Here is a 19,946-nt window from a genome sequence, read left to right as displayed (position 1 = left end):
GCGGGGGTTCTTCGGGCGTACGGAGCACGGAAGTTGAGGCACCGTCAGAAGCTCGGACGGCCCGGAAACCGGAGCCGGAAACCAGAAGCCGGAGTCGGGACCGGGAGCCGGGAGCCGGGAGCCGGGAGCCGGGACCGGAGCGGCGAGGGCCGAGGTCCGGGAGCCGGAGTGTGAGGGGCGTAGTACGGGCTCCGTGCTCCGTGCTCCTGGGCCGGTGTCCGGTCAGGGCCGGCGGTGCAGGGCGATCTCGGTGAGTTCCTCGATGTCGAACTCGGAGCGGCGGTTCGGGGCGCCGTAGCGGGTGATCTTCCCGCGGCTGACCCACTTGCGGATGGTCGCCTCGGACACCCCCATGGCGAGGGCGGCCACTTTGGTGGGGACGAGCCGGTGGCTCGGTGGCTTGATCATGCGCTGACACCCTTCCGCTGCCGTTCCATCAGTGTGCGCAGCCCCAGCCACTCGCCCACGTTCCAGGCGTGCCCCGAGGAACAGCGGATGCTGCCGCCCGACCCCGAACCGGCACCGCTGCCGGTACTGCCGCCGCCCGTGCCGGTGGCGCGCTGCGGGAGGGCGCTGATCGTCCCCGGGCAGCCGTCCACCACGCAGCCGCGGATGAGGGCGTGCAGGGGATGGGGGTCGGGGTCGATGGTCTGGCGCAGTTCGCCGACGAGGCGTTCGATCTCCTCGGCGAAGTCGTCCGCCGGGGGCTGGCCGGCGAGCCATTCCAGATGCCGGGTCAGAAACCGTGCCAGGGAGGGAACGGCCCGCGGCGGAGTGGTGATTCCGCGTTTTTCCGCGACCATCGACGACCACGACTCGAGAATGGTCTCGATGTTGTGCCGGGCGTCGAGCACGGTGATGTCCAGGTGGTCCCTGCGGCGGCTGCCGGAGACCTTGGTGGGATTCGTGCGCCGGCCCGTCAGGGACGCCTGGTGCAGGCATTCCTGATGCAGGGCGGGAAGCACCCGCAGATGCTGCGCCGCCCTTCGCACGCACGGGGCGCAGAGGACGGACCCGGCGGCGGCGACGCTTTCCTGGGAGTGGCTCCTGAGGCATGACTGGGAATTCATCGAAACTCCTTCACGAGGCGCCTGGGCCCCGCAACCGCTGTCCACAACTCCGTTTTTTGATATCCCGTGATATCCCGTGCCGATCAAGGCAGTTGACCCGGCGCTTTCCTCCGCCGGAGGCGGGCGCAACAGCCCCTGGCGGTCCCTTGACGGTTCCTTCCATTACCCGACGGGTGACTCGAGTCCCGATACAGCCCCGTTCGCGAACACGCCGGTGAAATGCGCTCCCCGATTCCTCAAGGCCTTTTCCACCCGCAGCCGAGCCCTGGTCGAGCGCCGGCGCCCACGGTGGCCGCAGGAAGGGAGGAACTGTGGACGGTACGCACGCAGGCGAACGCGCAGTAGACGCCGGACTCCTCGCAGGGCCGCTCGTCACGACGGCTGATACGACGGCCGATGCGACGGCCGGTCGGTTTCCCCCGGGCGGGGCCCGTCCGCCCGGGGACCCCCACCCGCGCGCCGCCGCACCGCCGCCCGGCGGCGGCACCGCGGCGGCGCATCTGGAGGTGTGCCTGGTCGGTGCCGGACCCCGGGGCCTTTCCGTACTGGAACGGCTGTGCGCGCAGGAACGGAAGTCGCCCCGATGGGACACCGTCACCGTGCATGTCGTCGACCCCGACCCGCCGGGCTCGGGCCGGGTGTGGCGCCCCAGCCAGTCGCGGCACCTGCTGATGAACACCGTCGCCTCGCAGGTGACGGTCTACACCGACGCCAGCGTCCGCATCGACGGCCCGCTGGAGGAGGGGCCGAGCCTGTACGAGTGGGCCCGCGCCCTGGAGTCGGGCACCCTGGAGAGCTGCCCCGGACCGGTGGCCGGCGCGGACATCCTCACCGAGGCGCGCGCCCTGGGCCCCGACACCTATCCCACCCGCGCCCTCTACGGCTCCTATCTCACCTGGGCGTTCGGGCGGGTCGTCGCGAACGCCGCCGCGCATGTGCGGGTGCGTGTCCACGCGGCGCGCGCCGTCGCCCTCACCGACGCCGACGGCCGGCGGGCCGGGCGCCAGAGCGTCACCCTGGAGGACGGCACCCGGCTGGGCGCTCTGTCCGCGGTCGTCCTGGCGCAGGGCCACGTACCGGCACGGCTCTCGCCCACCGAGCGGCGGCTGGACCGTTTCGCCGCCCGGCACGGCCTGACCTACGTGGCCCCCGCCAACCCGGCCGACGTGGACCTCTCCTTCGTACGGCCCGGCGAGAGCGTGCTGCTGCGCGGGCTGGGCCTCAACTTCTTCGACCACATGGCCCTGTTCACCCGGGGCCGGGGCGGCGTCTTCACCCGCACCGGCGGGCGTCTGGTCTACCGGCCCTCGGGCCGCGAGCCGCGCCTGTACGCCGGATCGCGGCGCGGGGTGCCCTACCAGGCGCGCGGCGAGAACGAGAAGGGCGCCCACGGCCGCCACCGCCCCCGGCTGCTGACGGCCGGCTGCATCGCCGCCCTGCGCGCGGGGGACCGGCGCAGCACGGCCGTCGACTTCGCCGCCGACCTGTGGCCGCTGATCTCCAAGGAGGTGTGCGCCGTCTACTACGCCGCCCTGCTGGTGCGGCGCGGCGAGGCGGCCGCGGCGGCCGAGGAGTTCACCGAGCGCTACCTGCACGCCGAGCCGGGCGCGGCCGAGGACCGCCTGCTCGACGAAGCCGGCATCGCCGCGGCCGAGCGCTGGGACTGGGAGCGCCTGGCCCGCCCCTACGGCACCCGCGGCTTCCGCGACCTGGCGGCCTTCCGCACCTGGCTGCGCGGGCATCTCGACGAGGACGTCCGCCTGGCCCGCCAGGGCAACGTCAGCGGACCGGTCAAGGCGGCCCTGGACGTGCTGCGCGACCTGCGCAACGAGGTCCGGCTCGCCGTCGACCACGCCGGCCTGTCCGCCGCCTCCCACCGCGAGGACCTGGAGGGCTGGTACACCCCGCTCAACGCCTACCTCTCCATCGGCCCGCCGGCCTCGCGGATCGAGGAGATGGCCGCGCTCATCGACGCCGGCGTCCTGGAGGTGACCGGCCCCGGCCTGCGGGTGAGCGCCCAGGCGGACGACCCGGAGGGCCCCTGCTTCCTGGCGACCTCCGACATCCCCGGCGTACAGGTCCGGGCCGGCGTCCTCATCGAGGCCCGGCTGCCCGCGATCGACCTGCGGCGCACCGCCGACCCGCTGATGAACCAACTGCTGCGCACCGGCCAGTGCCGCCCCTACCGCATCCCCGCCGCCGACGGCCCCGGCACCGGCCCCGGCAGCACCGACACCGGCAGCGGAACGGGGTACGAGACGGGGGGACTGGAGGTGTCCGAGCGGCCCTACCGCCTCGTCGACGCCCGCGGGGTGCCCCACCCGCGCCGCTTCGCCTACGGGGTGCCCACCGAGTCCGTGCACTGGGTGACCGCCGCGGGCATCCGGCCCGGCGTCGGCTCGGTCACCCTGGAGGACTCCGACGCCATCGCGGCGGCGGTCCTCGCCGTGCCCCAGGCACCCGCGCCCCTGCGCCGGCCGGCCTGGGCCGGAACAACTCCCGTGCCCCCAAGCCCCGTCACGGCCCCGGTCACGGCCCCGAGCGCGAAGGCAGGCGCATGACCTCCTCCTGGCAGTCCCCGCAGTCCCCGCAGTCCCCGCAGTCCCCGCAGTCCGGGCGGTCTCCGCGGTCCCTGCCGCCCGCGGCCCTGTCCGCCCATCTGGACGCCGGGCTGCTGTCACCGGTGCGGGCGGGCACCCCGGTCGAGGCGGCCGTCGGCGACGGCGCGTGGCTGCAGGCGATGCTGGACGCGGAGGCGGCGCTGGCCCGCGCGCAGGCCCGCCTGGGCACGGTGCCCGCCCGGGCGGCGGCCGCCGTCACCGCGGCGGCCCGCGCGGAGCTGTTCGACGTACGCGAACTCGCCCTGGCCGCGCGGGAGACCGCCAACCCGGTGGTGGGCCTGGTCAAGGCGCTGACCGCGCGGGTCGCCCAGGACTGCCCGGCCGCGGCCGAGTACGTGCACCGCGGCTCCACCAGCCAGGACGTCCTGGACACCGGCGCGATGCTGGTGGCCGCCCGCGCGCTGCGCCTGATCGTCGCGGACCTGCGGGCCGTCGCCGACGCCCTGGCCGCCCTGGCGGCCGGGCACCGCGACACGGTGATGGCGGGCCGCACCCTGGCCCTGCACGCGGTGCCCACGACCTTCGGTCTCAAGGCGGCCGGCTGGCGCCGCCTCGTCCTGGACGCCGCCGACCGCCTCGGCCGCCTCGCCGACGGCGGGCTCCCGGTGTCGCTCGGCGGCGCGGCCGGCACCCTGGCCGGCTATCTGCAGTACGCGGATCCGGGCACCGACCCTGCCGTCCTGGCGACGGCCCTGACCGAGGCCTTCGCCGAGGAGACGGGCCTGGCCGCACCGGTGCTGCCCTGGCACGCGCTGCGCACCCCCCTCGCCGATCTGGCGGCCGGCCTCGCGCACGCGGCCGGGGCGCTCGGCAAGATCGCCGCGGACGTGCTGGTGCTGGCCCGTACCGAGATCGGCGAGGTGGCCGAGCCCGCCGTCGCCGGACGGGGCGCGTCCTCGGCGATGCCGCACAAACGCAACCCCGTGCTGGCGACCCTGATCCGCTCCGCCGCCCTGCAGGTGCCCGCGCAGGCGACCGTCCTGATGCAGTGCCTGGCCGCCGAGGACGAACGCTCGGCCGGGGTGTGGCACGCGGAGTGGCAGCCGCTGCGCGAGTGCCTGCGGCTGACCGGCGGCGCCGCGCACACGGCCCTCGAACTCGCCCGCGGCCTGACCGTCCGCCCCGAACGGATGCGCGCCAACCTCACGGCCACCGGCGGACAGCTCCTCTCGGAGCGCGTCTCGGCCGTCCTGGCCCCCCGGCTGGGCCGGACGGCGGCCCGGGAACTCCTCACCCGCGCCTCCCTGCTCGCCACCCGCACCGGCCTCCCGCTCGCCGACGTCCTGGCCGGCCTCCCGGAACTGGCCGGCGTCCTCACCCCCCAGGAGGCGACGGCCCTGTTCGACCCGGCCGGCTACACCGGCGCCGCCGCGGCCCTGGTGGACCGCTCCCTCGCCCTGCCCGGCCCCACCGCCACCGGCCCCGCCACGGGCTCCGGCCAGGGCATGGGTTCCGGTACGGGTGCGGTGGCGGCGCCGTCCGGCGGACACGGCGCCTGACGGCGCCTCACCCGCCGGGCCGGACGGCTTCGCCCACTGGACCTGCTGGACCCGCTGCCCGCGACGGCGCCTGCGGCATCCACCGGCCGGCCCGGCACCCGGGTGCCCGCCGGTCCGGCCGCCGGCGTCCGTCGTACCTGCCGTCCGCGACGGTGCTCCGCCTGCGACGGCGCCCCGGGCACCCCGGCCCTGCGCCCGGGTGTCCACCGGGCCCGGCACTCGGCCCGCCCCCCGGGCGTGCGCCCCCGATCCGGCACCGGACCGACGCGCGGGCCCCGGCCCCGGCCTCCGGGCCCCCGCCCGGGCCCCCGCAACGGGGGCCGGCACCGCCCCTCGGCCCGCCCCCCCCGCAACCGGCCCCGGAATACGTCCCGGCCCGGTTTTCCCCCTGGTCGCGCCCCTGTCGCCGGAGTCCTGCCGGAGTCCTTCTCGAATCCTCCCGGAGTCCGTCCACAGCCTCGCCGGAGTCCGGCTCGAGGCGTGCTGGAGGCGTGCTGGAGAGGTGGTCCCCGGGCGGTCGAAGCGGCCGTCGGGGGGTGTCGGGGCGCCGCATGATGAAGGCACAACGAGCAGGGAGGGCAGCCGAGTTGAGTGCATACGCGGGGGCCGGCGCGGGTGGTGGCCACGGGCGTGCCGTGGTGATCGGCGCCGGTCTCGCCGGGCTCACCGCGGCACGGGCCCTGGCCGGCTTCATGGACCACGTCACGGTGATCGAGCGCGACTGGGTGCCCTCCGGACCGGGGCGGCGTCCGGGTGTGCCCCAGGCCCGGCACACCCATGTGCTGGTGCCGGCCGCCCATCAGGGGCTGGAGCGGCTGTTCCCCGGCATCGGCCAGGACCTGGCCGCCGCCGGGGCGGTCCGCGTCACCGTGCCCAAGGACATGCTGGTGCTGGGGCCGGGCGGCTGGCTGCCCCGCTTCGACGCCGGCCTGCCGCTGCTCTGCGCCGGCCGCGACCTGATCGACGCGGTGGTGCGGGCGCGGCTGCGCGCCGACCCGAAGGTGGACTTCCTGCCCGGGCACGAGGCCGTCGCCCTGCGCGGCGGCCGCCACGACACCGTCACCGGCGTGTGGATACGCGGCCGCGACCGCACCGCCCCCGACAGCAGGGGCGGGCCGGGCGTACGGCGTCTGCTGCCGGCCGAGTTCGTGGTGGACGCCTCCGGCCGCGGCTCCCAGGCCTCCCGCTGGCTGGCCGAACTCGGCTACGGGCAGCCCCCGTTGAGCGTGGCCGCCGCCCCGGCCGCCTTCGCCACCGCCGTGTTCGCCCCGCCGGTGGGCCATGTCGCCGACTGGAAGAGCCTGCTGCTCATGGCCGCGCCCGGCCATCCGCGCCAGGGCGTCCTGCACCCCGTCGAGGGCGGCCGCTGGTCGGTGACCCTCACCGCCGCCGGCACCGCCCGCCCGCCGGCCGGCCACGCCGGGCTGCTGCACGCCGCGCGCGCCCTGCGCCACCCGCTGCTGCACGACGTCCTCGAGGCCGCCACCCCGCTGGGCCCGGTCTACGGCTGCACCCGCGCCGGCGTCCGCTGGCACCGCTACGAGAAACTGCGCCGCTGGCCCGACCAGTTCCTGGTGGTCGGCGACGCGCTGGCGGACCTGGACGCGGCCGGCGGCCAGGGCATGGCGCTGGCCGTGCGGTGCGCGCTGGCGCTGGAGCAGTTACTGGCCGGCCACGGCACGGCCGTCGGCATCAGCCACCGGCTGCGCCACGCCCTGGCCCGCGAGGTGGCCCCCGCCTGGCGGACGGCCCGCCGCACCCCCGGCACGGCACACCCCCCGCACGCCCCGAACACCCCGGGAACGGCAGGCACTTGGGACACGGCGGGCACGGCGGCCGCGGACCGGCAGGCGGCGGCGGCGTCGCAGGACGGCCCGCCGCGCCCCCTCTCACCGCCCGGTACACGGCCTGGTACGCGGCCCGTGTCGCGGCCGCCGCGACCACCGACCCGTACGCGGCCACCCTGCTGCTGCGCACCCTGCACGCCCCCGGCACCCCGCCGGCCCCGGCCGCGGCGCTGCGGCCGCGCGCGCTGCGGGCCGCCCTGCGCACCCCGCGCGGCCCCGCCCCGTACGCGCCCCCCAGCACCACCCACGGCCCCGACGCGCCCCGCCGCCGCACCGCACCGGCACCCGCCCGCCCGGTCCCGGCCGGTGCCCCGCGCCCCGCCGCACCCGCGCCCGCGGCGGCCCCCGCCGGTGAGCGGAGGCGGCCGTGAACACCCCGCCCCGCACCCGGTCCCACGAGGTGTCCCGCACGACGAGAGTGGAGAAAGTGAACCGACCAGCCGCCCAGGAAGCCGGACCGGCGGGCCCCGCCCCGGCCCGCACCCCCGACAGGGCAGACAGCACAGGCCAGTTGGGCACAGAGGAGAGCGGCACACCCCCGCGACACCCCCACCCCGCCCGCCGACCGGCCCCGCCGTATGCCCGCCGTGTCCCGGCCGCGCCGCATCATCCCTGCGGCCCGGTCCTGCCGTACCACCACGGTGTCCCGTCCCCGGCCGTCTTCCCGCCCGGCGGCAGGGCCCGTCCCGTACCGCCGCAGGCAGCCCGCGCCGCCCGGCGGCCGGCCCCGCCGTACCACCACCGCGGCCTGTTCCCGCCGTACGGCCACCGTGTCCCGGCCCCGGCCGTCCGCCCGCCCGCGGGCCGGACCGGCCGGCCGGCGCCGCCGCAGACCACCCGCGCCACCCGCACCACTCATGTCACCGGTATCACCTGTACGACCCGTACCGGCCACAGCGTCCGGCGGTCAGAGGAAGGGGCACGGGCATGACCGGCACCGATGCATCCCCCCGCAGCTCGCGCACCGCGCCCTCGCGGGGTGAGCGGGTCGCCGACTGGACCGACGGGCGGCTGGGGATCTACAACTTCCGTTTCCTGGTGCGCAAGGTGTTCCCCGAGCACTGGTCGTTCATGTTCGGCGAGATCGCCCTCTACAGCTTCGTCGTGCTGCTGGTGACCGGGATCTGGCTCACGCTCTTCTTCGACCCGAGCATGTCCGAGACGGTCTACAACGGCTCCTACGCCCCGCTGCACGGCGTACGGATGTCGCAGGCCTACGCCTCCACCGTGCACATCAGCTTCGAGGTGCGCGGCGGCCTGTTCATCCGCCAACTGCACCACTGGTCGGCGCTGACCATGATCGGCGCGCTGTGCCTGCACACCCTGCGCCACTTCCTGACCGGCTCGTTCCGCAAGCCGCGCGAGCTGAACTGGCTGTTCGGCTTCACGCTGCTGGTGCTGGTCACCCTGGAGGGCTTCGTGGGCTACTCGCTCCCCGACGACCTGCTCTCCGGCACCGGCCTGCGCATCGCCGAGGGCGTCACCCTGGCCATCCCGCTGGTGGGCACGTACCTGTCGATGTTCCTGTTCGGCGGGGAGTTCCCGGGCCACAACGTGATCGGCCGGTTCTACGGCTTCCACATCCTGCTGATCCCGGGCATCGTCGTGGCGCTGCTGACCGTGCACCTGATCCTGGTCTTCTACCACAAGCACACCCAGTTCCGGGGGCCTGCCCGCACCGAGAAGAACGTCGTGGGCCAGCCCCTGTTCCCGCACTACACGGCCAAGGCCGGCGGCTTCTTCTTCATCATCGCCGGGGTGCTCTCGCTGCTGGCGGGCATCGCGCAGATCAACCCGGTGTGGACCTACGGCCCCTACCGCGCGGACCAGATCTCCCAGGGCTCCCAGCCCGACTGGTACATGGGTTTCCTGGAGGGCGCCCTGCGGGCCATGCCGGCCTGGGAGTTCAGCCTCGGCGGGTACACCGTCAACCTCGGCATCCTGATCCCCGCCGTCATCGTGCCCACCCTGATGATGGCCGTGATCGCGCTGTGGCCGTTCCTGGAGGCCTGGGCCACCGGGGACCGGCGCGAGCACCATCTCCTGGACCGGCCGCGCGACCACCCCACCCGCACCGCGTTCGGCGTCGGCTTCGTCGCCCTGTACCTGGTGCTGTTCTTCGGCGGCGCCAACGACGTGCTGGCCCAGGAGTTCCACCTGTCCCTGAACCAGATCACCTGGTCGGTGCGGATCGGCGTGTTCGCCGTCCCCGCGCTCACCTATGTCCTCACCCGGCGGATCTGCCTGGGCCTGCAGCGCCGTGAACGCGACACCCTCCTGCACGGCCGCGAGACCGGCCGGATCCGGCGGCTGCCCGACGGCGAGTTCGTCGAGGTCCACGAACGCCTGGACCGGCAGCGGGAGTACGCGCTGCTGGCCCGCAGGGCCTACACCCCGCTGCCCGCCCCCACCGCCGAACACGACGGCGTCCCCAACCCCGCCCGGCGCGGCCAGGCGCTGCGCCACCGCCTCAGCCGCTGGCTCTACGGCAACCAGATCGCCAAGCCCACCCCGCAGGAGATGCGGGAGGCCCTGGCCCACCTCGGCCACCCGGACGACGGCCACGCCGCGCTCGGGGGCCCCGCCGCCTCCAACGGCCACATCTCCTCGCCCAACGGCAACGCCAACGGCCACGGCCCGACCGCGTCCGAGCCCGCGTCCGCGTCCGCGTCCGCGGATTCCGGCGTACGGCGGGGCCGCGCCGGGGAGCGGGAGGCGGACCAGGAACTGCACTGACCCGCTGCCCCGGCGCCGCGGTGCGCGAGGGGCAGGGCCGGGTGGGGCCGGCGCGGGCGGCGCGGGTGATCGGGGGACGGTCACCCGCGCCGCCGCCGTTCCACGACACCCCTGCTGCCCTGACGAACCGTCACTGTCCGCTGACCGCAGGCCAGTTGCCGTAGAACACGGCGGACACGGGCGCGGAGACGGCCGGCCGCCGTGCCCCGCTCCCGCCGCACCCCCGCCCCTTTTTTGTCCGGTTGTCCGGTGTGTTCGTGCCGGAGTGTCCGCGGAGGCCCCGATGAGCAGAGTTCCCCGGCGCCCGGCCCCGGCCGAGTCCATCACCCGGGCGCGTACCGGTCTGACGCGTGACCTGCGCGGCCGGCAGCGCCGTTACCTCATGGCGATGCTGGTGCGCACCGTGTGCGTGGTGCTGATGGCCGCGACCTGGAACCGCTGGCCCGTCCTCGCGGCCTGCGCACTGGCCGGCGCGGTCGTCATCCCGTATGTCGCGGTGGTCCTGGCCCAGGCGCACTGGCGCCAGCAGCGCGGCCCGCGCCACGCCGTGGCCAGGGCGGTCCGCGAGGAACCCGCCGCCCGTGTCGTCCTGGAGCCCACCCTGATCCTGCCGCCGGAACGATGATGCCGCTGGGGGGCGGCACGGGGTGCTCAGTGAGGATCGGCGGTTCCACCCGACAGGGGAATCAGCACGTCTGATGCCCCGATCTCCTGCAGCCGATGGCTGACGTCCTGCCACTCGTGCAGCGAAGGGGAGGGGTGGGGCGGTGACCTGGGGTTTCTTGGCGGGATGTGCGCTTACCTGCGGAAACAGCTCACGGTAGTTCTCACTGGTCGGCGCCGTTTCCCAGGCTCATGTGCCCTGGATGTGCCCTGGGCCGCTCACTCGGCGACTGGGCGCGGGAGTCGAGTGGCTGAGCTGATTTGGTGGAGGTGCCGAATCCTCCTCCGCGAGCCTTCCTCAAGTACCTCAGTGGAGGTTCCGCCTGCGACACCCGCTTTGGAGTTTTCTCCGGGCGGGGCTGTGACCTGCGGAAACTTCGACGTTGACGTGTCTGGCCTGGGGAAACACTCCGCCGTAGTTCTCACGTGTGCACGGCGCTTCCCTGCCTCGTGTGTGCTGAGTCCATGCCGGCGGGCCCTTCCCTGACAGGCGCTTGGCGGCCAGGTCGTCGGCAGGGGAGTCGATGGCATCGTGAACCACGAACTAGTTGGGGAGTCGTTCGAGGGCGTCAGGGGCTCGGCGGGTCCCGGAGCGCTCAGATATCGAGGGCCTGGACGGGCCCACCGATGCGGAAGGATCGGGTCCCGTGAATGCGCTTCCCCCGTCCGGTGCGGGTACGGCAGGCGGCGGTGAACTGCGACGTGTTCTGGAGCGCTTTGACGTCGGCGTCGTGGTGCGCCGGGTTCGGCCGGTTGCCGGCCTTCTGGCTGGAACCGCACGACGAGCCACTTGATCCGGCTCATGCCGCCCTGTACCGGGCCGTCCGCTCACGCATCGCTCACGCGCTGCCGGCAGCAGCGCGTGGTCAGACCTGGCCGAGGTCGATCTCCACGGGGAAGGGGGCCGCTGCCTTGAGGGCGCCGGTGAACACCTCTCCGTCCCGGTAGGTCTTCGTCGCGGGGTCGAGAACGTAGGTGTACACGAGAGGAACGCCTGTCGCGGCCTGCTCGATCCGCCAGTAGAAGCCGATGCCTGCCTTGGCGTACTGGTCGACCTTCACGATCCGGTCGGTGGTCTCCGAGCCCGGCGACACCACCTCCGCGACCAGCAGCACGTGCTCAGGGCGGGTGGGGGTGATGTCGATCGTGTCCGCGCGGTACACGACGACGTCCGGGCGGCGATTGGTGAGCGGGACATCCTGAAGCCGGACGTCGAAGTCCGTGTCGGCGTTCCATTCCGGGCCCGCGGCGGCATCCAGGGCGTTGGCCAGGATCCGAGCCAGCCGGTTGTGCCGCTTGGACGCACTCGGACTCACCACGACCATCCCGTCCACGATCTCGATGCCGGCGCACTGCTCCTCGGACCAGGACTCGTATTCCTCTGCCGTGATCTGCTCATGCATCCACGCCGGGGCCACCATCTCGGCCGTCATGAAGCACCTCCCGGACACTGCGCTGCGGGCCCGATCCCGCTGGACTCAGCCTACTGTCCGCCGTCCGTCCGGCAGGCTGATCTTGCTCACGCCGCTTTCCCGTCGGTCGGCATCCGACCAGCGGGGCCCACAACAAGTGAGGAACCCCGGCAGGCCCCTGGCACGACTCCTTTGATGACCGCCGGTTCCATCCGGCACGGGAATCAACACGTCTGGTGCCCCGCGATGATTCTTCGACTGCTCGGAGGCCCGGTGGCCGCGGGTGGGGACCAGGTGCCGTCCACGATCAGTACGCCGCCGGCCGAGTGCCGGAGGGGGCCGAGGCCGTCGATGACCCGGTCGGCGGCGGGCTCCGGGACACCGAAAAGCGCGGCGGGCTGTCACAGCGAGAGCGGAAAATTCCAGTGCGACACAATCTGTCGAAGTAGACTTAGTCGTATTGCGTCGCAGTCGATGTGCAGGAGAGCGAGTGATGAAGGACCTGCCGGTCAAACCGGACGACGTGATCGACCGGGACCGGGAGTGGGGTCTGCTTGCGGAATTCCTCACTGATCCGGATCCGGCGATGCGGCTCGGCATCGTGTCGGGGCGGCGTCGGCATGGGAAGTCGTACCTTCTGCAGGCTCTGTCCGAGCAGGTCGGCGGCCTCTACGTCACCGCCGTCCGGGAGGAGGGGCGACTTCCCGCGATCCAGCGGTTCAGTGATGCAGTTGCCGCCCACGCCGGCCTGCGGCCAGGGAGCCTGCGCCTGACCGACTGGCGTGACGTTCTGTCCAATGCCCTTGATGTGACCGCCCGTTCGCCGGACCCGCTCCTGGTGATCGACGAATTGCCGTATCTGCTTCGGCACTCACCCGAAATCCCGGGTCTGCTTCAGCAGCTCTACGACGAGCGTCAGCGGGGTGCCCGGCCCAGTGCCGGGCCGGGTCCGAGGCTGATCCTGTGCGGCTCCGCGATGAGCGTCATGCACGAACTGCTCTCGGGGACCAAGCCGCTGCGGGGACGGGCCGTGGTCGATCTGCGGCTGGGCGCTTTCGACTACCGTGACAGCAAGACCTTCTGGCGGATTGCCGACCCGCTGACCGCGCTGAAGGTGCACGCGGTCCTGGGCGGGGCCCCCGGCTACCGGCCGGTGGCTGCCCGGCCGCATCCGGACGACGGCTTCGACACCTGGCTGGCCCGGACACTGCTCGATCCGGGCAGGGCGGTGTACTCGCGTACCGAGACCGAGTACCTGTTGCGCGAGGACCCGAGGATCACGCAGCACACGCTGTACTACGACATCCTCACCGCGATCGCGAACGGCGCCACCACACCCAGCAAGATCGGTGCCGCTCTGGAACGCCCGCGCAACGCCGTCGCCCACCCTCTCGGAGTGCTGGAGTCCACTGGCTACATCCGGCGGGAACAGGACATCCTCCGCGCCAAGCACCCCGTTATCACCCTCGCGGACCCGGTCATTCGCTTCAACCAGCTCATCACCCTCCCGCAGGCCGCCGCCGTGGAGCAGGGTTTCGCCGAACAGGTGTGGCAGCAGGCCGCTCCGACCTTCAACTCCAAGATCCTCGGGCCGCACTTCGAGGACCTTGCCCGCGACTTCACCCGGCGTTACGCCCACACCCTGTTGCCCGGCGGACTGCCCGGCCCGGTCGGTACCACCGAGGTTGCCGACCAGGCCGCCCGGACAAAGCACGAGGTCGATGTCATCGCCCTGGCCGCCGGCGAGCGCCCGCAGGGTCCCCGCGCGAAGATCGCCCTGCTGGGCGAGGCCAAGGCGACCGCCGCCCGCCGTGGGACCGGTGACCTGGAACGCCTGGAACGCATTCGTGCCCTGCTCGCCGACCAGGGGTACGGCACAGATGCCACGACCTTGGCCCTGTATTCCCTGCATGGCTTCTACCCCGATCTGATCGACCTGGCCGACCGCCGTGACGACCTTCTCCTGGTCGATCTGCCCACCCTCTACGGGGGCTGACATCAAGAGCGGCCGTCTTCGGAAGCCGAGACCGGTGACCTCGACGGCTTCGTTGTCCTGCTGGTCGGGGTGGCGGTCGCGGCCTGGTGCCAGAGGCCGGCCTGTGCCGGCCCGGCCGGGCGGAACGCGCTCCTGCCGCCCCAACCGCCCAGCGCACCAACGAATATGACAGATCGTCAACTTCCGTGTGCCGTCGGCGGGAACGCGGCTGTGCCGCACTCTGCCACCGGAACCGCCCCGTACACCCCCCCCGCCCCTGACCACCCCGGCCGTCCCTGCCCCCGACGCCCCGGCAGCCCCCGCCGGCCGCCAAAGCGGTCCGCGGGGGCTGCCTGCCTGCCCGGGGGAGGGGCGGCCGGGGGTGGTCAGGGGCGGGTCTCCTGTTCGGGCAGGGTCTGCCAGGGGCGGCACATGAGCAGGAGGGAGGTGATCGCGGCGAGTGCGCTGCCGGTCTGGACGGCGGCCATGGGCACGGCCGTGCCCTTGCCGGCGATGCCGACGAGGAGGGTGGCGACGGCGCCCATGGCGAAGCAGGAGGTGCCCACCAGTGCGGAGGCGGAGCCCGCGGCGTGCGGGGTGCGCATCAGGGCGAGTGCGTTGGTGTTGGGCAGGACCAGTCCCAGCGCGGAGATCATGACGAAGAGGCAGCAGGCGACCGGGATCGTGCCGGCGTCGCCGAAGACGCCCTGCGCCACCAGCAGCAGTACCGTCCCGGCCGCGGCGATGACGCCGAGCCCGGCGCCCAGTGCCCGGTCCAGGCGGACCCGGCCGACCAGGAGTTTGCCGTTGACCCGGCCGACGATCATCATGCCGAGCGAGTTGAGGCCGTAGAGGAGGGAGAAGGTCTGCGGGGAGGCGCCGTAGATGCCCTGGATGACGAACGGGGAGGCGGCGATGTAGGAGAACAGGGCGCCGTAGGCGAAGCCGTTGACCATGACGTAGCCGGCGAAGACCCGGTCGGCGAGCAGGCCGCGCATGATGAACAGGGCTCCCAGCACGCCGCCGCCGCGGCGCCGGGCGGGGGGCAGGGTCTCGGGCAGCCTGCGCCACACCAGCGCGGTGAGCGCGATGCCGATCGCGGCCAGGACGAGGAAGACGCCCCGCCAGGCGGTGAAGCGCAGCACCTGTCCGCCCAGGACGGGCGCGGCGACCGGGGCGAGGCTGGAGACCAGCAGCAGGGTGGAGAAGAAGCGGGCCATCTCCAGGCCGTCGTAGAGGTCGCGCACGACGGCGCGGGCGATGACGATGCCGGCCGCCCCCGCCAGGCCCTGCAGCAGCCGGCAGCCGATCAGCAGCGCGGCGTCGGGCGCCAGGGCGCAGCTCACGGAGGCCAGGACGTAGACGAGCAGGCCGATCAGCAGCGGCCGGCGCCGGCCCCACCGGTCGCTCATCGGGCCGACGACGAGCTGGCCCAGCGCCATGCCGGTCAGGCACGCGGTCAGGGTGAGCTGGCCGCTGGTGGCGGAGGTGTGCAGGGTGCGGGTGACGTCCGGCAGGGCGGGCAGGTACATGTCCATCGACAGCGGCGGCACCGCGGACAGGGCGCCGAGCATGAAGGTGATCAGGGCCCCGGTCCGGCGCAGCCCCTCCAGCCGGCCGGCTGAGCCGCCGGCCCGCGCCGGTGGTGCGGTCGACCGCTTGGTCCTGACGGTGGCTTCCTCGGCGCGAGACATTCGCCCTCCGTGTCCGGTCGTGTGGGTCTGCGCCGATGGTGGCAGCAGGCCGCTACAGAACCGGTCGGGTGCCGGTGGCGTGATCCGCGCGCCAACTCCGCACTCCCCGCCCGCAGTTGACGTGACCTACGTCACTTCGGGGGAGTCTTGGCGTGCGCGCACCGGCCGTGTCACTATTTCGGCACGCCCCTCCTGCCCGAAAACATTTCGTACGGCAGACAGTCCGTACGGCGGGGGAGCGGCGGGGAGTTGAGGGGCCGGGCGTCCCGACTCCCCTTTTTTTGTGCCCCTGTTGTTCTCCCCGCCTGACCGCCTGATTCTTCCCGCGCCCCCCGCGCGCGGCGGCGGCCGTGACCCCGTGACCCCGTCCGGGTCTCCCGCCGGTCGCCCTCGTCACCCTCGTCACCTTCGTCGGCACCCCGTCAGTCCCCTGTCACCGGCCGGTCCGCGGCCGGGTTTCGGCATGCCCGGCCGGGCGGCGGTCTCTGTCAGGAGCCCTCATGGAGCAGCTCATGGAGCACCTTGTGCGGCATGCCGTCACCACGATCCGCGAACGCTTCTGGGAACCGCTGAGCCTGGAGGAGCTGGCGCGTGGCGCGATGGTCAGCAAGTACCACTTCCTGCGCGTGTTCACCAAGGTCACCGGTGTCACCCCGGGACGGTTCCTGTGCGCGGTGCGACTGCAGGAGGCCAAAGTCCTGCTGCTGGGCACCCGGCTGACCGTCGCCGACATCGCGGTACGGGTCGGCTACAGCAGCACCGGCAGTTTCACCCGCCGCTTCACCGAGCTGGTGGGACTGTCCCCCACGCGCTACCGCATGCTCTCCCTCGCCCCGCCCGTGCCCGAACCCCCGGTATCCCAGCCGGACATGCCCGCGGCCGGGCCGGTGCCGCGGGCGTCCGGGACGGTGACGGGACTCCTGCACACCACCACCAACACCACCAACACCGGTGGTGGCGGGCGGGCGGTGCGGGTCGGTGTCTTCGCCAGCCCGCTGCTGCAGGGCGCCCCCGTCCGCCTCGTCCACGCCCGCGCGCCCGGGCACTTCACGCTGGACGGTGTCCCCGCGGGCGTCTGGTACGTCCACGCGGTGACCCGTCCCCGGCCCCCCGCCGCCGGTACCGCACCGCCGGTGCGGCTGACGGCGGCCGCCGGCCCGGTACGGGTCAAGGACGGCGCCGCGCGCCGTCTGGAACTCACCCTGAGCGCGCCGGACTGGAGCAGGCCGCCGGTCCTGTGCGCCCTGATGGACCTCGCCCCGCACCCCGCGGCGGCGTGACCCCGGCCCGGCCGTTCCCCCCCCCGTGCCGGACCCGGCACACCCACGCCCACCCCCGCACCACCCACACCCACACCCACACCCACAGGTACGTGGACACGCACATTTCCCCAGGCAGACCCTAGAGAAAGCGGACCCGGACATGGCCAGGCTATGCAAGCCCGCGGTGCAGGCGCCCGAACACGTCATCACGATGGAGGAGACGCTGGAGTTCGCCCGGCGGGTGCACGCGGGGAAGGACCAACTGCCGCTCGCGCTGCGCCTGATACGCAACACGGGCGTGCAGAAGCGCCACCTCGTCCAGCCCATCGAGCAGACCCTGCGCCACCCGGGCCTGACCGAACGCAACCGCATCTACGAGGCCGAGTCGAAGAAGCGCACCCCCCAGGTCGTCGAGGAGGCCCTGAAGAACGCCGACGTCGCGGCCCGCGACATCGACGCGATCATCTACGTGTCGTGCACCGGGTTCCTGATGCCGTCGCTGACGGCGTGGCTCATCAACACGATGGGGCTGCGCCCCGACACCCGGCAGATCCCCATCGCCCAGTTGGGCTGCGCGGCCGGCGGCGCCGCCGTCAACCGCGCCCACGACTTCTGCATGGCCCACCCGGGCAGCAACGTCCTGATCGTGTCGGCCGAGTTCTGCTCGCTGTGCTACCAGCCCGACATGGACGACATCGGCTCGCTGCTCTCCGACGGCCTGTTCGGGGACGCGGTCGCGGCCGCGGTGGTGCGCGGCACCGGCGGCACCGGCATCGAGCTGGAGCGCAACGCCTCCTACCTCATCCCGCACACCGAGGACTGGATTTCCTACGCGGTGCGCGAGACGGGTTTCCACTTCCAGTTGGACCGGCGGGTGCCGGGCACGATGGAGCCGCTGGCGCCGGTGCTGCGGGAGTTCGCCAAGGACCACAGCTGGGACGCGGGCAGCCTCGACTTCTACATCGTGCACGCGGGCGGCCCGCGGATCCTGGACGACCTCGCGAAGTTCCTGGAGGTCGACCGCAGCGTGTTCCGCCACAGTTGGGCCACGCTCAGCGAGTACGGCAACATCGCCAGCGCGGTGGTCCTGGAGGCGGCCCGCCGGCTGTTCGAGGAGGACCCGCCGGCCCCCGACGCCACCGGTCTGATCGCGGGCTTCGGCCCCGGCATCACCGCCGAGATGGCCCTGGGCCGCTGGAACGACGGCGCCCGCGCCGACGTGGACTGACCCCTGCTCGGGCTGCCGCCCCTCCCGCGGTCCCTGCCGCCGCTGTCCCCGCCGCGGCTGTCTCTGCCGAAGGAACGGATTCAGATGACTGGCCTCATCGTCCCGCCCGGCCAGGGCCGGAAACTGGTCACCAAGGCGCAGGAAGTCACCTTCAAGGCCACGAAGGACCAGGGCTCCTCCCTGTCCGTCTTCGAGGTGGTCGTCCCGCCCGGCTTCGACGTGGGGGCGCATGTCCACCACGACGCGCAGGAGTTCTTCTACGTCCTGGAGGGCGAGCTGGAGCTCCTGGCGTTCGAACCGGAGCGGCGCACCGGGGACTCCTGGCACCGGTGGACCTCCCCGGACGGGGACAGGATCGCCGCCGCGACCGAGGGCGCCTTCATGTTCGTCCCCCCGGGCACCCCGCACGCCTTCCGCAACGCCTCCGACAGGCCCGCCCGCATGCTCTTCCAGTGCTACCCCTCGCCGTACCACGAGTTCTATTTCGAGGAGATCGCCGAGATCTGGCAGGCGGGCGGCGCGATCGACCAGGAGGCGGTGGAGCGCATGCGCCGGCGCTACGACGTCCACCAGCTCACCCCGCTGCGCTACGAACCCCCCGCACTCGCACCCGAACCTGCCCCCGTATCCGCCCCTGCCCCTGTTTCTGCCCCTGTTCCTGAACCTGTTTCTTCCCCCCGGGCCGCCGAGCGCGGAGCGTGAACGGAGATGACCACGATGGACGCGATTCCCCTGGTGCACGCGAGCCTGGGCGAGCGGGAACTGGCCGCCGTCGCCGAGGTGTTCGCCTCCGGCTGGCCGGCCGGGCAGGGACCCAGGGGCAAGGAGCTGGAGGCACGGCTGGCGGCGGAGTACGCCGTCGGTGACGCGGTCGCGGTGAGCAACTGCGGCGCCGCCCTGCACCTGGCCATGCTCGCCCTGGGGGTGGGGCCCGGTGACGAGGTCATCGTCGCCGACTACGGCTTCCCCGCCCCCGCCCAGGCCGCCCGCTACGTCGGCGCCACCCCCGTCTTCGCCGACGTGCGCCCCGACACCTACACCGTCGACCCGCGGGCGGTGGCCGACCTGGTGACCGCCCGCACCGCCGGGATCGTCGCGGTCGACACGGTGGGCCTGCCCGCCGACTACACCGAGCTGCAGGAGATCGCCGACCGCCACGGCCTGTTCCTGGTCGAGGACGCCGCCTGCGCCGTCGGCGCCACCTACCAGGGGCGCAGGGCGGGCGCGCTGGCGGAGGTGGGCTGCCTGTCCTTCCACGGCCGCAAGGGCGCCAGCAGCGGCGAGGGCGGCGCCCTGCTCGCCGCCGATCCGAAGATCGGGGCGGACGCGCGGCTGCGCTCGTCCTTCGGCATCGGCAGCATCTTCGACATGGGCAACGTCGTGGGCCTGCCGATCCCGGTGTTCACCGAGATCGGCTACAACTTCAAGCTGTCCGACATCGCCGCCGCGATCCTCCAGGTGCAGCTGGGCCGGATCGGCGAGCTCCTGGACCGCCGCGCCGCGGTCGCCGCGCAGTACGGCGAACTCCTGGCCGGCGAGGAGCTGCTGGCGCTGCCGCACGTGCCCGCCGACCGCACCCACGCCTGGCAGACCTACATGGTCACCCTGGACGGGCGGGTGGACCGGGGGGCGGTGGCCACCGCGCTGCGCGGCCAGGGCATCGGCTGCGGGCACGGCACGTTCGCCGGCCACATCCAGCCCGTGTTCCGGGCGGAGCAGCGCTGCCCCGTCTCCCTGGACCTGGCCACCCGCCAGCTCGCGATCCCCATGCACGCCGAGCTGACCGAGGACCAGGTCACCCGCGTCGCCCGCGCCCTGCGCACCGCGGTCCGCGCCCACACCGGCACCGGCACCGCCCGTCACGCCGCCTGACCCCCGCCCCGTCACCCCCGACACGCCCGTGGTCCTGCGGTTTCGGCGCCCCCCCCGCACCGCATGC

Annotated in this window: 13 protein-coding genes and 1 pseudogene; 9 read left to right on the top strand and 5 right to left on the bottom strand. The window is 73.6% G+C overall.

All coding sequences use genetic code 11. The features are described 5' to 3' along the window. Window positions 1-222 precede the first annotated feature (222 nt). A complete protein-coding gene (locus OG223_RS00940) occupies window positions 223-408 on the bottom strand; it encodes a hypothetical protein (protein ID WP_329240944.1) in 186 nt (61 codons plus the stop codon). Further along, window positions 405-1,070, bottom strand: a complete 666-nt coding sequence (locus OG223_RS00935; RefSeq protein ID WP_329240941.1) for a hypothetical protein — start codon at window positions 1,068-1,070, stop codon at window positions 405-407. The genes OG223_RS00940 and OG223_RS00935 overlap by 4 nt, the downstream gene beginning before the upstream one ends. A gap of 500 nt (window positions 1,071-1,570) precedes the next feature. On the opposite strand from OG223_RS00935, the gene OG223_RS00930 reads away from it, so the two are divergent. The 4 genes from OG223_RS00930 (at window position 1,571) to OG223_RS00915 (ending at window position 10,398) form a co-directional block, all read left to right on the top strand. Then, entirely contained in the window at window positions 1,571-3,631 is a 2,061-nt protein-coding gene (locus OG223_RS00930; protein ID WP_329265067.1) for an FAD/NAD(P)-binding protein, read from the top strand. Then, on the top strand, window positions 3,628-5,190 hold the full coding sequence (pcaB, locus tag OG223_RS00925) for a 3-carboxy-cis,cis-muconate cycloisomerase (protein ID WP_329240938.1): 1,563 nt from the start codon (window positions 3,628-3,630) through the stop codon (window positions 5,188-5,190). The genes OG223_RS00930 and pcaB overlap by 4 nt, the downstream gene beginning before the upstream one ends. A gap of 587 nt (window positions 5,191-5,777) precedes the next feature. Next, window positions 5,778-9,773 (top strand): cytochrome bc1 complex cytochrome b subunit, encoded by a 3,996-nt coding sequence (gene qcrB, locus OG223_RS00920; RefSeq protein WP_329240936.1) that lies wholly within the window; start codon window positions 5,778-5,780, stop codon window positions 9,771-9,773. A 283-nt stretch (window positions 9,774-10,056) separates the two neighbouring features. Beyond that, on the top strand, window positions 10,057-10,398 hold the full coding sequence (locus OG223_RS00915; RefSeq protein WP_329240933.1) for a DUF3099 domain-containing protein: 342 nt from the start codon (window positions 10,057-10,059) through the stop codon (window positions 10,396-10,398). Between the two features lie 904 nt (window positions 10,399-11,302). Here OG223_RS00915 and OG223_RS00910 read toward each other — a convergent pair. Both OG223_RS00910 and OG223_RS53845 read right to left on the bottom strand, forming a co-directional pair. Continuing rightward, a complete protein-coding gene (locus tag OG223_RS00910) occupies window positions 11,303-11,869 on the bottom strand; it encodes a Uma2 family endonuclease (RefSeq protein ID WP_329240931.1) in 567 nt (188 codons plus the stop codon). 222 nt (window positions 11,870-12,091) lie between these two features. Further along, window positions 12,092-12,249: pseudogene (locus OG223_RS53845) on the bottom strand (IS5/IS1182 family transposase); the annotation flags it as partial. A gap of 89 nt (window positions 12,250-12,338) precedes the next feature. Between OG223_RS53845 and OG223_RS00905 the strand changes: the two are divergent. After that, complete coding sequence (locus tag OG223_RS00905) at window positions 12,339-13,844, top strand: AAA family ATPase (RefSeq protein ID WP_329240928.1); 1,506 nt, start codon at window positions 12,339-12,341, stop codon at window positions 13,842-13,844. A gap of 365 nt (window positions 13,845-14,209) precedes the next feature. Here the strand turns inward: OG223_RS00905 and OG223_RS00900 are convergent, their stop codons facing one another. Beyond that, the gene (locus tag OG223_RS00900; protein WP_329240925.1) at window positions 14,210-15,517 is read right to left on the bottom strand and encodes a multidrug effflux MFS transporter; all 1,308 of its coding nucleotides are present in this window, start codon (window positions 15,515-15,517) and stop codon (window positions 14,210-14,212) included. A gap of 500 nt (window positions 15,518-16,017) precedes the next feature. Between OG223_RS00900 and OG223_RS00895 the strand changes: the two genes are divergently transcribed. The 4 genes from OG223_RS00895 to OG223_RS00880 all read left to right on the top strand — a co-directional run bounded on the left by OG223_RS00895 (window position 16,018) and on the right by OG223_RS00880 (window position 19,879). Continuing rightward, window positions 16,018-16,797: a helix-turn-helix transcriptional regulator gene (locus OG223_RS00895; protein WP_329240923.1), complete on the top strand. Its 780-nt coding sequence runs from the start codon at window positions 16,018-16,020 to the stop codon at window positions 16,795-16,797. 142 nt (window positions 16,798-16,939) lie between these two features. Continuing rightward, a complete protein-coding gene (locus OG223_RS00890; RefSeq protein WP_329240920.1) occupies window positions 16,940-18,007 on the top strand; it encodes a type III polyketide synthase in 1,068 nt (355 codons plus the stop codon). A gap of 84 nt (window positions 18,008-18,091) precedes the next feature. Continuing rightward, window positions 18,092-18,709 (top strand): cupin domain-containing protein, encoded by a 618-nt coding sequence (locus OG223_RS00885; RefSeq protein ID WP_329240917.1) that lies wholly within the window; start codon window positions 18,092-18,094, stop codon window positions 18,707-18,709. Window positions 18,710-18,724: 15 nt separating this feature from the next. Further along, entirely contained in the window at window positions 18,725-19,879 is a 1,155-nt protein-coding gene (locus OG223_RS00880) for a DegT/DnrJ/EryC1/StrS family aminotransferase (RefSeq protein ID WP_329240915.1), read from the top strand. The last annotated feature ends 67 nt before the right edge of the window (window positions 19,880-19,946 follow it).

Source organism: Streptomyces sp. NBC_01478 (assembly GCF_036227225.1).
Taxonomy (GTDB): Bacteria; Actinomycetota; Actinomycetes; order Streptomycetales; family Streptomycetaceae; genus Streptomyces.
Note: the sequence above shows the minus strand (reverse complement) of the source record. Positions and strands in the feature narration are given on the sequence as shown.

What these genes read in the sequence shown, in the direction of transcription:
- OG223_RS00940 (WP_329240944.1), bottom strand. Translation starts at nt 408, where the DNA reads ATGATCAAGCCACCGAGCCACCGGCTCGTCCCCACCAAAGTGGCCGCC.
- OG223_RS00910 (WP_329240931.1), bottom strand. Translation starts at nt 11,869, where the DNA reads ATGACGGCCGAGATGGTGGCCCCGGCGTGGATGCATGAGCAGATCACG.
- OG223_RS00880 (WP_329240915.1), top strand. Translation starts at nt 18,725, where the DNA reads ATGGACGCGATTCCCCTGGTGCACGCGAGCCTGGGCGAGCGGGAACTG.
- OG223_RS00890 (WP_329240920.1), top strand. Translation starts at nt 16,940, where the DNA reads ATGGCCAGGCTATGCAAGCCCGCGGTGCAGGCGCCCGAACACGTCATC.
- pcaB (WP_329240938.1), top strand. Translation starts at nt 3,628, where the DNA reads ATGACCTCCTCCTGGCAGTCCCCGCAGTCCCCGCAGTCCCCGCAGTCC.
- OG223_RS00900 (WP_329240925.1), bottom strand. Translation starts at nt 15,517, where the DNA reads ATGTCTCGCGCCGAGGAAGCCACCGTCAGGACCAAGCGGTCGACCGCA.
- OG223_RS00885 (WP_329240917.1), top strand. Translation starts at nt 18,092, where the DNA reads ATGACTGGCCTCATCGTCCCGCCCGGCCAGGGCCGGAAACTGGTCACC.
- OG223_RS00915 (WP_329240933.1), top strand. Translation starts at nt 10,057, where the DNA reads ATGAGCAGAGTTCCCCGGCGCCCGGCCCCGGCCGAGTCCATCACCCGG.
- OG223_RS00895 (WP_329240923.1), top strand. Translation starts at nt 16,018, where the DNA reads ATGGAGCAGCTCATGGAGCACCTTGTGCGGCATGCCGTCACCACGATC.
- OG223_RS00935 (WP_329240941.1), bottom strand. Translation starts at nt 1,070, where the DNA reads ATGAATTCCCAGTCATGCCTCAGGAGCCACTCCCAGGAAAGCGTCGCC.